Below are 13,602 nucleotides of genomic sequence, written 5' to 3'. Positions count from 1 at the left end.
TGCCCAGGCAACAGCATGTTGCATCAACTTGATCCAAGGGTCAAGGTTGGAGGGTTAGCCTTCTTGTCCCTCTTAATGACAATGACCGGATGGCAGGGGCTAGCGCTAACCTCCGTTGCGCTTCTCGGGCTTATGATCGCCAGTCGTACCCCCTTGAAAATTTATCGTATGTTAATAGTCGTTCTTGTGTGGATGGGATTATTCTACGGTTTGGCAGCAGGGTGGGTTTGGCCAGAAAACGGAGCAGTATGGGAGGGACATTGGTCACGAGACGGTTTTGTTCAAGCAGGGGATATGCTATGGCGTATAGCCTTGGTTTTTGGATTGACGCGCCTATATACTGCTGTGACAATGCCCCTTGAGCAAGGGATGGGGATAGCGTTCTTCTTCAATCCACTTATTCGAATTACGCCTAAAGCTGCCGATTTTGCACTAATGCTGACCTTGACACTGCGTTTTATTCCCCTCATAGTGGAAGAGGCAGCTTTGATTTGGAAGGTTAGATTGTTAAAAAGCGAGTGGCCTCATTCAAGGGTTAAACAATCCAGAGAGGTAATTCAGCTTATCGTGCCGCTTATTCTACTTAGCTTGAAACGGGCAGAAGAGCTTGCTGAAAACCTGATGTGTAGAGGATATGGTTCAGGTACCTATCACACTCTCATTCTCCATGAACGAACCTCTGAGGACCTTGTTGGAGTTCTAGCCGTAGGGGTTTGGGGGGTATTACTTTTAATTTTAGGGTTAAACTAAATCCATACGTAGTGGAGGCTCCCATTAATGCGAAATATCCGGCTTAAAGTGGCGTATGACGGAACAAATTATCATGGATTTCAGAGACAGCATGAAACCCATGGCCCGACTATTCAAGGTACTTTAGAATCAGTATGGGCAAGATTAGTTGAGGAAGAGGTAACTCTGGCTACGGCAGGACGAACGGATACAGGTGTACATGCCTCCGGCCAAGTCGTAAACTTCATGACTCAAGCAAGAATTCCAGAAGATAAAATCCCAAAGGCATTTAATAGTATGTTACCCAGGGATATAAAAATACTCCAGGCAGAATGTGTCTCTGATGACTTTAATGCCCGGTGGTCAGCTAAGTGGAAACGCTACGATTATCAGATGGACAACAAGCCCATCCAAGATGTATTTACGCGTCTTTATGCGTGCCATGTGCCTATTCCCTTAAATGTGGCACTGATGCAGGAAGCAGCAAATCTTCTGGAGGGACGTCATAATTTTAAAACATTTGCAGCAGCCGGTGGGGCTAGTAAAACATTTGAACGAACGATCTATCGCTTACTAGTCAAAGAAGATCATGGATTAATTATCGTATCTTGTGTTGGGGATGGGTTTCTATATCATATGGTTCGAATTATTGTCGGAACACTAATGGACGTGGGCAAAGGTCGGATTCGCCCTCAAGAGATACCCGAAATTATTGCAAGTCAAGAGAGGCGACGGGCCAAAATGATTGCTCCGGCTCACGGTTTATCACTTGTTCATGTGAATTATACTGAAGAAAGCCCATTTGAAGTTTTTAAGGACCTTAGAATAAATGACTTGACATAAAGGTAAAAATTTAATAAAATATCACTATGAGTTTTTATGCCTTGGCTATGATTGAGCCCCATGCCCCTGGCATACCGCGAGCATGATTGAGCCCCATGTGAGTGAGATAAAAACAGAAAACTGCTAATTGGAGGGAAAATCATGACCACGTTTTTTGCGAAACCACAAGACCAAGAGCGCAAATGGTTTATCATCGACGCTGCGGGAATCCCCTTGGGTCGTATTGCTACTGAAGCAGCACGTCTTCTAAGAGGTAAACATAAACCGACATTCACCCCTAATGTTGACACAGGGGACCATGTCATTATTATCAATGCCGAAAAATTAGTGTTAACAGGTAATAAACTCAACGATAAAATGTATCGCCGTCACTCTGGATTCCCAGGTGGGTTGAAAGAAGTTCCTTACAAAAAATTAATGCAAATTATGCCAGAACGAGCTATGGAACATGCTGTTAAAGGAATGCTTCCTCATAACAAGTTGGGCGCCCAAATGTACACAAAGTTAAAAGTGTATAAGGGAGAATCACACCCCCATCAAGCTCAACAACCTGAAATCTGGACAATTCAATAGATTTAGGAAGGAGGAAGTAAAACATGGCAACTCAATTACAATATGCTGCGACAGGACGACGCAAAAATGCAGTCGCTCGCGTTCGCCTTATTCCTGGTGAAGGAAAATTCATCATTAACAAACGTGAATTAGCTGAGTATTTCGGCAAGAAGACACTTGAGATGATTGTAAATCAACCATTCAACATCACAGAAACGATTGCGAAATATGATGTTATAGCTCTTGCTCACGGGGGTGGCACCACAGGCCAAGCCGGTGCGATACGCTTAGGCATTGCCCGTGCTTTGCTCAAGGCGGATGCTAGTCTCCGTCCAAGTTTGAAGAGAGCCGGTTTCCTTACACGTGACCCACGTATGAAGGAACGTCGTAAATACGGCTTGAAAAAAGCCCGTAAGGCTCCACAATTCTCCAAACGGTAATTGTCGAAAGACAGCGAAACCCCCAACCATGCTTGGTTGGGGGTTTCTTTAGTTTTTATAACCCTATGAAACCCTATGGAATTTTAGCCGCATGACACAAGTAGGACACACGGTATGACACAAAAAAATTAGATCAAATCGACTGCTTTTTTTAATTCTTCGATATCTTTGTGAGTGTAAACCTTATCTGTGATATCCGAGCTAGCGTGACCCATGATGCGTTTGATACTTACCTTATTGGCTCCTGCATTATCCATTAACGTGGCGAAAGTGTGCCGACAATCGTGCGGAAGGTGTTCCAGTTCCAACTGTTCCATAATTTTTGACCACTTTTCATCTTTATAGTTCCAGTATTTCATCTGAGCGTTTTCATGATTGACTATTAAATATTTATTTCCTTCTTTTTGTCGCTTTTCGATAAATGGAAGGATTTTTTTATTTATCGGAATGACTCTGTTCTTGCCGGCTTCCGTCTTAAGTCCACCCCGCATGGTGCGATTTACGATATCCACATTTGCCGTTTCTATAAGCAGTAGTTCACCGATCCGTAACCCGGTATAGATCAAAATTAAAACTGTGTCAATAAAGTCCATGCGGTCTACGTTCTCAAATAGTACCTTAATTTCTTCAGCCGTAAATGGCCTACGGGTGCTTTCGGATTCGTTCTTGCCGATGTCTACAAACTTTGAATAGTCCTTAGTCACGATGTCAGTTTCCAAGGCGTATTTGAAAAGCTGATTAAAGAGAACCTTGATTTTCTTTAGTGTGCCATGTCCTCGTTCGCATTGGTCAATCACACTTTGCATGTGTGGTTTTTTTATCTCAACAAACTTCATGTCATATAACTCTACGGAATAATTATAGGCAGCATTATATCCATTAAGGGTTGACTTGGATGTTTTATCATTGAATTTTTGTGCTGACCATTTTTGGAATACCTCGGCGAATGTTATCGTTGAAATTTCTATGGCATGGGGGTTTTTATTGTATTCAGCCAAGGCAAGCATGGCCTCTGGACGTGTTTTAAAATAGCCAATGGGTTTGTAAAGCTGCTTAAGCTTACCTTTATCCTCATCAAGTTCCCATCCCGTAGTAACCCTTACACGGAACGGTTTTCTTCGTTTGCCTGATAGCTTGCTAATGTTTCCGTATCCGTTAGGATTTCTCAACGTTTATCACCTTTCTGTCATTACTTCAAGTCTACCGATAAATTTAAGCTGTTCGTCATCTGGTAATTTTTTAAATAAGGAAAGGGCATATAGATCTCGCTCAGTTAGATCAGATTGAATTTGCTTATTGTTCAATTCTTCGTGTTCTCCAAAAATATTTCCAACTGGGATATTGAGTATTGCGCATAGCTTTTCTATCATATCCGCATCTGGCTTATTTACGCCATTTTCCCAATTGGATATAACATTTTTTGATTTACCTAACGTATGAGCTAGTTCCCTCTGGCTTAGGTTCATTTTCAGCCTATAGGTTCTGATAATATTTGGTATATTTCCCAATTATATAACACTCCCTCCACCAAGTATTCTACAATATATCTTTATTTTTGTAAATAAAAAAGTTCAGTATTACTGATTTTTTTAGTTGACAGTACAGAAATACTGATATATTATATCCTTAGGGTACAGATTAACTGTACCTAGAGGGTAATAAAGGAGGTTTGATTCATGAAAGTACACGAACGAATTAGCTCCTACATAAAGGCCTGCGGATTAAAACAATACGTCATTGCTAAAAAGGCTGGTTATGAGCATAAGCGGTTTAGCGCAATGATGACCGGTAGAAAAAGAATTACCGGTGAGGATATTGAGTTAATCTGCAGGGCTTTAAATGTATCCGCTAATGAGTTTATAAAACCAGAAGAAATTGAAACAAAGGTAGGGTGATGACATGCAAAAAACAAAGGGCATCACTGTACGCGAAGCATCTGAAATACTTGGGAAATCAGATCAATTTGTTCGCATTGGCCTACAAAGAGGAATATTACCTTTTGGATCAGCAGTTAAATTGAGTACGAAGTGGACTTATTACATTTCCCCAGATAGGTTTTATGAGTATGTGGGAAAGGGGGTGAAATTATTCGAGGAGGGAGGTAGGGATAGCGCATGACTTGCAACTTTAGGAGAACCGAAGACGGTGCATTGATGATCGTCTGCACCAGAAACAGCCGTGTCCCAGATGAACTGACCGAATTGAAGAGAGCGATGGCGTGTAGGAAGTGGGAGATCTGTTCGAAGTGTGAATCTTACGAGATATGCCAGAGAGTACTGGCAAAGAGGAAGGAGGGGCCGATAGAGTGACCGTACCGAATTGTAAAACCTGCAAATGTGAGGATATTTCATAATGAACCAATTCAATCAATTTAGCAGCCTGCACTGCGGTGAGAAACCTGGGTGTGTCTGCAGGAAGTGTCTCTACTGGTGGTCGTTACGATGTGAGGGGAAATGTCATGATCAGGGTTGTGCTGGTGGATTCGTCTACCAAGTTCATCTTGATAACTTATTTACCACTTGCCCCAAGTATATTGAAATCGACGATTCTAGGACAAAGGTCCATGATTGCCTAGAAGCAGTCGTTGTGCGATACCAAGATGGATACATTAACTGCTCGCTTGTGCATGTGATCGGGTGCGAAGAATGCTATAGGCGATTCGAAGAAAGGGAAGAGAGGTGAAATTCATGCTCAAAACAATCCGTAAAATCCTGCTAAAAATAGACTGCATCGAACGAGCAGCATCCGCTCATCAGACTCAGCAGAGCGAGAAACGTTATCACGAACATTGGGCACAGTTAATGCGTAGCGGAAACACGATCAGGGAGGAAGATAAATCGGCTGAGGACCATGTCGATCACCAAGTATTCATTGATTCAGTAAATTGGGGAGGAATGTAATTATGAAAAAACAGCTAACCCGTGAGACTCGCGAAAAACTCCAAGAACTACTCTTGAACCCTCATATTTCATCTATTTCAGTAGAAGATAGTAAGTTGAAATCTGGTGAAATCCGCACAGTGGTCAGTATTCACACGTATGAGGGAACGGTACTAAGTGATGTGAAGGACGCAATAAGTAATGTGCTCACTGGCAGATATTCCGACACAAAAGAACTAAACGGCAGTTTAGGAATATTTACCACAACCAATATCCTAAACTCTGAATGCGAAGTAGTCGTGTTCGCATACGCAGAAAAGACCCCCGCGCCAACGGAGGTCCCAGAGGAAATTATTCAATCTAATTATACATCTGAAAGCGAGGTTGTGGCAAATGCGTGAGACATTAAAGTCCGAACTATTGGGATTAAAATCCCTTGTCAAGAATGCTGAGAATGCAGTTTTCGTTGCATATAACGAAGTTCAACTTGCAAAACGAAATCTCCAAACCTTTGAAGATGAGATCCTTCTCGATAAAGCCGATGGAATCAAGATCGACAGTAAGGATGCGGAGATTCGGACGGCCCAAATGAGAGAGGCCACTAAGTCATATCGCCTGAAGGTAATTGACGCTGAATACAAGTTTGAGGGTCGTAAGGTTGTGCTCGCAGGTCTTCGGACAGAGCTAACGATTAGTCTAGCCCTCGTGGAACTCGTTAAGGGGGTGGCGTGATTGGATGATAACGCGCTAACGATCACAACGGTCAACAACTATCCAGCAGAGACATTCAACCGTCTTTTCCCTGCAACAATGACGGAGATCAGTCCGCTCCATAAGATCATGGTTAATATTGTGAAGATTGACACTGATCTAGCGGCTAAGGATATCTACAAGCAGAAAAACGGAGAATTTTCCTTAACTAAAATTGGATGCCTAAAACTTATGACAGCCGCAAATGTAGTTATGGAGAAGTCAGAATCTATACTCCCAAAAGATTGCCGAAGATGTGCAGAGATGGCTAAGGCAACTCGTTTAGCACCTCAGTGCGGGGCGTGCCCAACTAAAGACGATGTGGCTTATCAAGTCTCTATCCTTGTTCCGGAGCCGAGCGGTGGGTACCGTAAATATACAGCTACTAAAGAAGTCACAAAGCAGGATACCCTTGCTAAGAAAAACCCAGTAGAGCACATGGGTGCAAACTGTGAGACGAAGGCACTCCTCAGGGCGCTCCGTGCTGGGCTAGGTCTTAAGGGTGGATATACGCTAGCTGAATTATCGAAGCCGTTCGCTGTCGCACTCGTTGTACTAAACACCCAAGACCCCGATATGAAGGCAGCGTTGATCCAGAGATACGCTGCAGGCCAAGACGCATTGTTTGGCGGAGGATCTCAGGTAGCGTTGCCGACTGGGAGTTGCCTGCAACTAAACGAGGGGGCGGTTAATAGCGAGTTCGTGGTCGTTGGTGATGATTCAGAAGACGCACCGGACACGAGCGGAGATATCCCACCTTGGGAGCAAGTTGATGATATACCTCGGTGTGAGGTGTGCCAAAAACCAATCGAATCCGCTGGGCCTGAATGGCCAGTGCAGAGGGTAGTTGAGTACTTGATGACAAAGAGGGGCAGACTTATCTGCTCTGGATGCCAAGCGGGAGGTGGTCAGTAATGATGATACTTCATACAGCAGACTGGCATATTGGGGAACTTACCGGACCTGTAATAAACGGACAGAACGCACGCCTACTCGATACCCTAAAATGCTTAGATTTCATGGTTGAGTACGCCGAGAGAGAGCAGCCAGATGCGATTTTGATCGCTGGGGATTTGTTCGATAAGTCAAAACTATGGGGCGACAACATGCTCTCGCTTATCGATGTGGCGGCTCAGAGATTAAGATCTCTAGCTAGAATTGCACCCACAGTATTGATGTTCGGTACAGACAACCACGACAGCATGAAGGCATTTGAAAATATCGGAAGCATGAACATACCAGGGCTATGGGTTGTGACTAAGCCAGCATTGATCCTCTTTGACACCGAATCAGGACCATTCCAAGTCGCCTGCTTGCCCGGCCTTGACAAAGGCTACTTCCGGGCTAAATTCCCAGGCATGGCACCGGCAGAAGAATCCATGATGTGCAGCAAACTCCTCGGTGACATGGTCAATGGCTTAAGCGCGCAGTTAGACCCCACGATCCCGAGCGTATTAATGGCTCACTACACGGTCGTAGGATGCGAACTGGACAACGGGCAGCACGTATTCACTCAGTCGGAAGTTGTTTTACCTAAGGAGGCACTCGCAGGATCGGCGTTTGACATAGTTGCACTGGGACACATCCACAGGGAGCAGCAGGTCGAGTGTGCAGGTAAACCAGTGTTTTACTCGGGACCTCCGAACGGGATCACGTTCAATGAAGAGGGGCAGGATAAGGGATTTTACATGCACGAGATTGGTGAGCATCCAGCGTATCCCCCTGATTATAAATCCAGCTACAAAACTTCTGAGTTCATCAAAACTCCATCACGAGAGTTCTTAACGCTTAAGGCTGACTTCACCGAATCCACTGATCTCCAAGCTGATCTAAAGTGGAAACTGGCTGGCATCAGTGAAGATGGTACACTTCTCGCTTTTCCCACGGCTAACAAGATCGTCCGCCTCGAATACGAATGCACCGAAGAGCAACGTCCCCTACTTAATCACAAAGAAATGGAGAAGTTGATTATGTCTGGTGGAGCGTTCCACGTATCAGAAGTTAAGGCGAAGCGGATCGTAACAGCACTCGCTAAGCAAGAGCTTACCGAAACGTCAGGGCCACTCGAAAATTTAGCAACGTGGTTAGTGGCGGAAGGATTCGAAGTGGAGGATGTTAATTCGATTCTTGAACTTTCCAAACCACTCATCGCTACGATCAGCGCTAAGATGCCAACGGGCACACTCTCTGGAGTATTCGAGCCTCGCAGTCTGTCGGTAAAAAACTACAGATCCTATCTCGAAGAAACTTTAAGCTTTAAAGATATCTACTTTGCAATCGTCAATGGACCTAATGGAATCGGAAAATCTAGCCTTTTCATGGATGCTATCAAAGATTGTATTTACGAAGAAACACGCATTAAGACAACGGGCGAATGGATAACGACTGGGCAAACGGATGGGATGCTAGATTTCGAGTTTTCTATGGGTACAACTATTTGGCGGATCATCCGTAATCGAAGCATCAAGGGAAGCGGTAAGCTCACGCTGGCACTTCAGGAGCAGATAGGCGACAAGTGGGAGAATCGTTCTGGAACTACGACTAGGGAGACTCAGGCAAAGATCGAGGCGTTACTGGGGATGGATTGCGCGACATTCTGTTGTACGGCTTTAATTATGCAGGATGCTTATGGACGATTCATGGAGGCTGGTAAGGAAGAGCGCATGGGTGTTCTGGCTAACATCTTAGGTCTTGGAGTTTATGAGCAGCTGACAGATTTAGCTAAGGCAAAGGTTAGTGAGTTGAATAAGTCGCTAGCGATATCGAAGGCGAAGCTGATGGATCTGGATGAGAAGTTGAAGGCGAAGCCGGGGCTCGAGAGTGAGTTGAAAACATATGAAACGGATCTCAAACAAGTCGCTGAGTTCATAACATTTAAAGAAGCTCAGATCAACGACGGCGAGGAACTGGTTCGGACATTGAAGACTAAGTCTGAGAAGGTCAAGGAGATCGATGGACAGGTAGAAACTCTGAAAGGAGAACTCCTGACTAAACACTCAGATATCATCGAGAAGCAGAAACAGGCTGATCGTGCAACACAGATCATCGCGAACGAAGCCACGATTATATCCAAGGCTACGGAATATGAGACGGTGAAGGATCAGGTCTTGGTGCTCGAAACTAAACAACCTAAGGTTCTGGAGCTTAGAGCGGAACACTCGAAAGTCTTCGGAGAGATAAATGGGTTGGAGAGCAAAATTAATGAGTTGGTAATACCGATCAGTGAACTTGAGAAGGTTTTGGCTTGCAAGTCGAATCTGGATGCGATTGCTGAGCAATACAAGTCAGAGGTCGCTAGACTCGAAGAAATGGACGTTTTATCGCGTAGGGCTGCGGACATGAACCAATTAATCATGAACGCAGAGAAGGATACTGATAGGACAGGGGAAGAGATAGGTCTTAAGCAAGGCACCCTTAAAGAAAAATATTCAAAGGTTGATGAGTTACTCCGAAAATCGGCTATGCTTGCCAGCGCTAATTGCATTGATCCCGAGAACGCAAAGTGTGCCTTTCTTGCTGATGCGCAAGCAGCCAAGGCTCAAATTCCAATAATCGAAGCGGAAATCAAGGTTATCGAGCAGGAAATTGCCGACATGCACGAAGCGAGAAAACCTTTCTTACAAATCGTGGCGGACTTAGAAATACAGTATAAGGTTATAGGTTATACGAATATTCAGGACGGTCAAGCTCATTATGATCTCAGGAACTTAGTAAACACCCTGCGACCCAAGGCTGAGCTTGCAGGACAACTAGACTCCAAGGCTGAGTTACTTAAGGGGCTTAGGGATCAAGAGTCAGATTTCCGAACACGGATCGCGGAATTACAGCTGCAGCTCAATGGAATTATTCAGGCAGGGGTCCTCTTGCAGGATGAACTCAAAGTCCTACCCGAACTCAAAGAACGCCTGCCTAAACTCCTGCAATGGGTTAACGCAAAGGAAGAGCTCCCAGCGGCACGGCAAGTCGTTCTCTCGACAGCTGATGTTATTAAGGGTATCGAGGCAGGCATAACAGTCAAAGAAGGCCAGATCAAGGCGCTGGAAGAGGAACGCACGTTGTTACAACTTGAAACTGCCGCCCAATACAGGGTAGAGCTTGAATTAAGTACATCACGTTCAGATCTCAAGTCCATGCAGATTCAACTAAACGATCTCCACTCCAAGATCGGAGCCCTAACAGCACAACTTAAGGCGCTCGCTATCTCCGATGGGGAACGCCTACAACTAATCTCTGACATGGATCCAACGGCTAAGTCACTCGTTCATTACCAGATCCTCACCAAAGCCTTCGGATCAGACGGTATCCCGTTCAGCATCGTGCGCTCAGTGGTGCCGGAGTTATCGTATATGGCCAACGACATTTTAGGTCAAATGACAGGCGGTCAAATGTCACTAAAGATCGAGACGGAGCGCGTTCAAGGGAATAAGAAAGAGGTCAACGCTATCGAGGTTTTCCTTATAACCTTCAGGGGCGAACGTCCTTATGGTAATCACTCGGGAGGGCAGAAAGTTAAGGCTGCTCTGGCAAATGCGTTTGCACTGGCGGACCTTAAGGCGAGAAGGGCTGGAATACAGCTGGGAATGATGCATATCGATGAACCACCCTTCTTGGATTCGGAAGGCATGGAAGCTTACTGTGACGCACTGGAAGGCCTAAACCATAGGAACCCAAACATGAAGATAACTGCTATCTCCCACGACCCAGCCATGAAAGCAAGGTTTCCTCAACAGATCGAAGTCGTGGATATGGGTGATGAAGGATCGAAGGTGAGAATCGCGTAAGTGCGGTTCTCGCTCCTGAAAATTAAAAAGTGCACAAGGAGGAAGGGTAATGAAGCACCCCATGATGCTAGACATGCAACTCATAAGCGGGCCAAAGGCAGAAGTTAGCGAGTATAACGATCCTGTCCTGTATAGAGGTTTAACCGGCTCTAAATGGACTAAGCGTAAATCTCGGAGCAAGATCGCCAAGGCGTCGAAGAAGCGGAATAGATAAGGAGTGGGGATATTGAAAACGTGGGAAATGATTAAGGAATTGACGGAGAATCCAAAACTTAAGTTCAAGAGATTATGTGATAGTCGAATATTCTATTGTGGTAATAGTGGGTACTTATATAGGGAACCTGGAATGAGTGAAGTTATTGGAATTGACGAAGATTGGGAACTAATCTCCCAAGAAGTTACTTGGCAAGAAGCTATACAGGCGTGGGTAGATGGGAAAACAGTTCGCTGTAAAAAAGACAGAGAAATAATATACTTCGGCTCATGGCCCGATTTCATAGCAGACAAAACCAATTTTACGGATGGCAAATGGTACATCGAATAACATATTTTTTTTAACCATCACTAGGACAAGCAGGCAATCTTTACAGCTTATGCAGGACGTACCGCCTTATACCAAGTTTTTGTAAATAAAGGAGGGCGCTCATCCATGGTAGTAAAGCAAGAACATGTGATATGCGTATGCGGGAGGAGAGTTGATTTTCCAGAGGGACAGATCAGAACTAGTTGTCAATGTGGATCCAACTGGGAGATAGCTACGGAAGGTTTTTGGTCTGTTGCAATAAATCTTTACCCTATTGTGTCCAAGATAAAACTCAACCACTACGAAAAATACATGGCATGGCGGAACGCGAATCCGAAGTGGTGGAGGAAGGCGGGGGCGAGATGAAAAACGGCAAGAACCCCACGATGAAGCAGAAGCAACGACTTAAAAAACTTAAACTTAATCCAGAAAACTGGATGATCGTCAAGAACTGTCCTAATTGTTTTGAAATCGTTCATCGGATATCAGGTAAGACTCGTATTCTGGGAGCGTGATGTAGGTGGCGCTAGATAAAGATAAATTAATTCTCGGTTCACAAGAACGAACATGCCCTGAATGTGAGCGAAAATTTATCATCACCAGTCAATGGGCTTACAAGTTAGATGTGAAAGGTAAAACGATGTGGTACTGCAGATATAACTGCGTGCGTGCTGCAGGGCGGAAACTTGAATCCGAAAAAGCAGGGAGGAAGAAAACAATGAAATCAAAGAAGCCGTCTAAAGAGAAACTGGAAGATCATCTGAGGGCAGGAGCTACCATCGCAAGTATCGCGAAGAAATATGACGCATCAACTCAAAGCGTGAACAACTGGATTAAAGCTTATCGCTTGATAGGGATTCAGGGGAAAAAGAAGGATAAGGAACCGGAGTCAACGCCACTCTCGAGACAATCAATGATGCCTCCAACGACTTCAGGCGTGGAGGTAACAACTCAAGAGGAGCGGCAAGTTATATATCAATCCCCACCATGTAGTCTTATGGCCCATGCAACCCCAACGCTCAGCGATATCGAGCAATTCCACACGGATGCCCCTGTACAGGCGCTGCCGAAGGTGGAGATAGACCAGGTATTAGTGGTCGACGTGAAGTTTGGTCCAGATCCGACACGAGGAATCGACGTCTCAAAGGTTGAGGATTTCTATACTCCATCTGCAACTTCCGAGGCTCCTCCAGTTAACACCCCCCAATCCGTAACCTCCCCTGATCCTGTACCTACATTGCGCAGAAACTTCGAAGAGGTTTGGCAGGATACCGAAGACGACATTACCCAGCTTCGTATTATGTACGATCAGCAAGCGGATGATGACTTTAGGGATAGGCTGTTTAAATTGGTCCTTGCGGTCACGAGGGGGAAGGGCTTAGTTGGCTAAGCAAATACAGAGGAAACCCACCCATAACTCAAAATCAAAAGCAAAGACTCCGTGTAAATGTCTAATCTGCGCCAATTCTAACAGGGTGACATTTGAGGGCAGAAACTTATTGATCTGTGGAGATGAGGCCTGTGACTTAAAGCGTGATGTATGTACAGAGAGACCTATCAGTGGTTGTGGATTTAAACCGATGCCCGTGGTGGTTGAGGTGTACGAAGGGGAGAGGATGCAGGCGTGACGCAGGATACGAAGATGATTCTTAAGGCCCTGCGGTGCAGGCATCCTGAGAGAGAATGGGCGTTTTTTGAGGAGTTAAGAGCGGGGACTGGATATCGAAATGTAGCAGCTGGACTTAATCCAGAGCAGCGCTTCGACGCATGGGCTATCAATCTCTACCCGAGCAGGAACTTCGTAAGGATAGCCTATGAGATCAAAGTAAGTCGCAGTGACTTTTTGAAGGAGATTAAGCATCCTGAGAAGCGAACTCAGGCGCTACAGATGTCGAACCAATTTTACTTCGTAGCACCTGTAGGACTGATTAAGGCGAGTGAGTTACCACCAGAAGCCGGGCTTATCGAAGTAAAGGACGAATGGGAGAGTCGGATGAAGGTTAGGGCGCCAGTTAGAGAAGCCGTGGATCCAACATGGCAATTCTTCGCTTCGATAGCACGTAGGATGCAGAGTTTGGAGAGTCGGATTTAGGGAGAGGGTGAGA

General features: G+C 45.0%; 19 protein-coding genes. 17 read left to right on the top strand and 2 right to left on the bottom strand.

Features of this window, described 5'->3' with window-relative positions:
* Positions 1–15: 15 nt before the first annotated feature.
* From E4K67_RS22705 to rpsI, 4 genes are all read left to right on the top strand, one after another.
* Complete coding sequence (locus E4K67_RS22705) at positions 16–750, top strand: energy-coupling factor transporter transmembrane component T family protein (protein WP_274594907.1); 735 nt, start codon at positions 16–18, stop codon at positions 748–750.
* 27 nt (positions 751–777) lie between these two features.
* Positions 778–1,572 carry a tRNA pseudouridine(38-40) synthase TruA gene (gene truA, locus E4K67_RS22700; RefSeq protein ID WP_135550930.1) on the top strand — a complete coding sequence of 265 codons (795 nt, stop codon included), beginning with the start codon at positions 778–780 and terminating at the stop codon, positions 1,570–1,572.
* A gap of 141 nt (positions 1,573–1,713) precedes the next feature.
* Positions 1,714–2,145 carry a 50S ribosomal protein L13 gene (gene rplM, locus E4K67_RS22695; RefSeq protein WP_135550928.1) on the top strand — a complete coding sequence of 144 codons (432 nt, stop codon included), beginning with the start codon at positions 1,714–1,716 and terminating at the stop codon, positions 2,143–2,145.
* Positions 2,146–2,168: 23 nt separating this feature from the next.
* A complete protein-coding gene (rpsI, locus tag E4K67_RS22690; protein WP_135550926.1) occupies positions 2,169–2,564 on the top strand; it encodes a 30S ribosomal protein S9 in 396 nt (131 codons plus the stop codon).
* 128 nt (positions 2,565–2,692) lie between these two features.
* On the opposite strand, the gene E4K67_RS22685 is transcribed toward rpsI, so the two are convergent.
* Both E4K67_RS22685 and E4K67_RS22680 read right to left on the bottom strand, forming a co-directional pair.
* Positions 2,693–3,733: a tyrosine-type recombinase/integrase gene (locus tag E4K67_RS22685; protein WP_135550924.1), complete on the bottom strand. Its 1,041-nt coding sequence runs from the start codon at positions 3,731–3,733 to the stop codon at positions 2,693–2,695.
* Positions 3,734–3,739: 6 nt separating this feature from the next.
* Complete coding sequence (locus E4K67_RS22680; RefSeq protein ID WP_135550922.1) at positions 3,740–4,072, bottom strand: helix-turn-helix domain-containing protein; 333 nt, start codon at positions 4,070–4,072, stop codon at positions 3,740–3,742.
* 168 nt (positions 4,073–4,240) lie between these two features.
* Between E4K67_RS22680 and E4K67_RS22675 the strand changes: the two genes are divergently transcribed.
* The 13 genes from E4K67_RS22675 to E4K67_RS22620 all read left to right on the top strand — a co-directional run bounded on the left by E4K67_RS22675 (position 4,241) and on the right by E4K67_RS22620 (position 13,589).
* On the top strand, positions 4,241–4,459 hold the full coding sequence (locus E4K67_RS22675; protein ID WP_135550920.1) for a helix-turn-helix domain-containing protein: 219 nt from the start codon (positions 4,241–4,243) through the stop codon (positions 4,457–4,459).
* Positions 4,460–5,251: 792 nt separating this feature from the next.
* The gene (locus tag E4K67_RS22665) at positions 5,252–5,464 is read left to right on the top strand and encodes a hypothetical protein (RefSeq protein WP_135550916.1); all 213 of its coding nucleotides are present in this window, start codon (positions 5,252–5,254) and stop codon (positions 5,462–5,464) included.
* A gap of 2 nt (positions 5,465–5,466) precedes the next feature.
* Positions 5,467–5,844, top strand: a complete 378-nt coding sequence (locus tag E4K67_RS22660; RefSeq protein ID WP_135550914.1) for a hypothetical protein — start codon at positions 5,467–5,469, stop codon at positions 5,842–5,844.
* Positions 5,837–6,175 carry a hypothetical protein gene (locus tag E4K67_RS22655; RefSeq protein WP_135550912.1) on the top strand — a complete coding sequence of 113 codons (339 nt, stop codon included), beginning with the start codon at positions 5,837–5,839 and terminating at the stop codon, positions 6,173–6,175. The genes E4K67_RS22660 and E4K67_RS22655 overlap by 8 nt, the downstream gene beginning before the upstream one ends.
* A complete protein-coding gene (locus tag E4K67_RS22650; RefSeq protein WP_135550910.1) occupies positions 6,176–7,108 on the top strand; it encodes a hypothetical protein in 933 nt (310 codons plus the stop codon). It abuts the gene before it with no gap.
* Positions 7,108–10,974: an exonuclease subunit SbcD gene (sbcD, locus tag E4K67_RS22645; RefSeq protein WP_158408558.1), complete on the top strand. Its 3,867-nt coding sequence runs from the start codon at positions 7,108–7,110 to the stop codon at positions 10,972–10,974. Before E4K67_RS22650 ends, sbcD begins: the two co-directional genes overlap by 1 nt.
* A 49-nt stretch (positions 10,975–11,023) precedes the next feature.
* A complete protein-coding gene (locus E4K67_RS29905) occupies positions 11,024–11,188 on the top strand; it encodes a hypothetical protein (RefSeq protein WP_158408557.1) in 165 nt (54 codons plus the stop codon).
* Positions 11,189–11,200: 12 nt separating this feature from the next.
* Positions 11,201–11,518 (top strand): hypothetical protein, encoded by a 318-nt coding sequence (locus E4K67_RS22640; RefSeq protein ID WP_135550906.1) that lies wholly within the window; start codon positions 11,201–11,203, stop codon positions 11,516–11,518.
* Between the two features lie 105 nt (positions 11,519–11,623).
* A complete protein-coding gene (locus E4K67_RS30405) occupies positions 11,624–11,863 on the top strand; it encodes a hypothetical protein (protein ID WP_206752224.1) in 240 nt (79 codons plus the stop codon).
* Positions 11,860–12,012: a DUF6906 family protein gene (locus E4K67_RS30400; RefSeq protein ID WP_206752223.1), complete on the top strand. Its 153-nt coding sequence runs from the start codon at positions 11,860–11,862 to the stop codon at positions 12,010–12,012. The genes E4K67_RS30405 and E4K67_RS30400 overlap by 4 nt, the downstream gene beginning before the upstream one ends.
* A gap of 5 nt (positions 12,013–12,017) precedes the next feature.
* Entirely contained in the window at positions 12,018–12,887 is an 870-nt protein-coding gene (locus tag E4K67_RS22630; RefSeq protein WP_135550902.1) for a helix-turn-helix domain-containing protein, read from the top strand.
* Positions 12,880–13,125: a hypothetical protein gene (locus tag E4K67_RS22625; protein ID WP_135550900.1), complete on the top strand. Its 246-nt coding sequence runs from the start codon at positions 12,880–12,882 to the stop codon at positions 13,123–13,125. Before E4K67_RS22630 ends, E4K67_RS22625 begins: the two co-directional genes overlap by 8 nt.
* Positions 13,122–13,589, top strand: coding sequence for a hypothetical protein (locus E4K67_RS22620; RefSeq protein WP_135550898.1), 468 nt, complete (start codon positions 13,122–13,124; stop codon positions 13,587–13,589). Before E4K67_RS22625 ends, E4K67_RS22620 begins: the two co-directional genes overlap by 4 nt.
* Positions 13,590–13,602 lie beyond the last annotated feature (13 nt).

The sequence above is a fragment of the Desulfosporosinus fructosivorans genome (assembly GCF_004766045.1).
GTDB lineage: Bacteria > Bacillota > Desulfitobacteriia > Desulfitobacteriales > Desulfitobacteriaceae > Desulfosporosinus > Desulfosporosinus fructosivorans.
This window is presented reverse-complemented; position numbering and strand designations above follow the sequence as displayed.

What these genes read in the sequence shown, in the direction of transcription:
- E4K67_RS30400 (WP_206752223.1), top strand. Translation starts at nt 11,860, where the DNA reads ATGAAAAACGGCAAGAACCCCACGATGAAGCAGAAGCAACGACTTAAA.
- E4K67_RS22665 (WP_135550916.1), top strand. Translation starts at nt 5,252, where the DNA reads ATGCTCAAAACAATCCGTAAAATCCTGCTAAAAATAGACTGCATCGAA.
- sbcD (WP_158408558.1), top strand. Translation starts at nt 7,108, where the DNA reads ATGATGATACTTCATACAGCAGACTGGCATATTGGGGAACTTACCGGA.
- E4K67_RS30405 (WP_206752224.1), top strand. Translation starts at nt 11,624, where the DNA reads ATGGTAGTAAAGCAAGAACATGTGATATGCGTATGCGGGAGGAGAGTT.
- E4K67_RS22675 (WP_135550920.1), top strand. Translation starts at nt 4,241, where the DNA reads ATGAAAGTACACGAACGAATTAGCTCCTACATAAAGGCCTGCGGATTA.
- E4K67_RS29905 (WP_158408557.1), top strand. Translation starts at nt 11,024, where the DNA reads ATGAAGCACCCCATGATGCTAGACATGCAACTCATAAGCGGGCCAAAG.
- truA (WP_135550930.1), top strand. Translation starts at nt 778, where the DNA reads ATGCGAAATATCCGGCTTAAAGTGGCGTATGACGGAACAAATTATCAT.
- E4K67_RS22655 (WP_135550912.1), top strand. Translation starts at nt 5,837, where the DNA reads ATGCGTGAGACATTAAAGTCCGAACTATTGGGATTAAAATCCCTTGTC.
- E4K67_RS22705 (WP_274594907.1), top strand. Translation starts at nt 16, where the DNA reads ATGTTGCATCAACTTGATCCAAGGGTCAAGGTTGGAGGGTTAGCCTTC.
- E4K67_RS22660 (WP_135550914.1), top strand. Translation starts at nt 5,467, where the DNA reads ATGAAAAAACAGCTAACCCGTGAGACTCGCGAAAAACTCCAAGAACTA.
- rplM (WP_135550928.1), top strand. Translation starts at nt 1,714, where the DNA reads ATGACCACGTTTTTTGCGAAACCACAAGACCAAGAGCGCAAATGGTTT.
- rpsI (WP_135550926.1), top strand. Translation starts at nt 2,169, where the DNA reads ATGGCAACTCAATTACAATATGCTGCGACAGGACGACGCAAAAATGCA.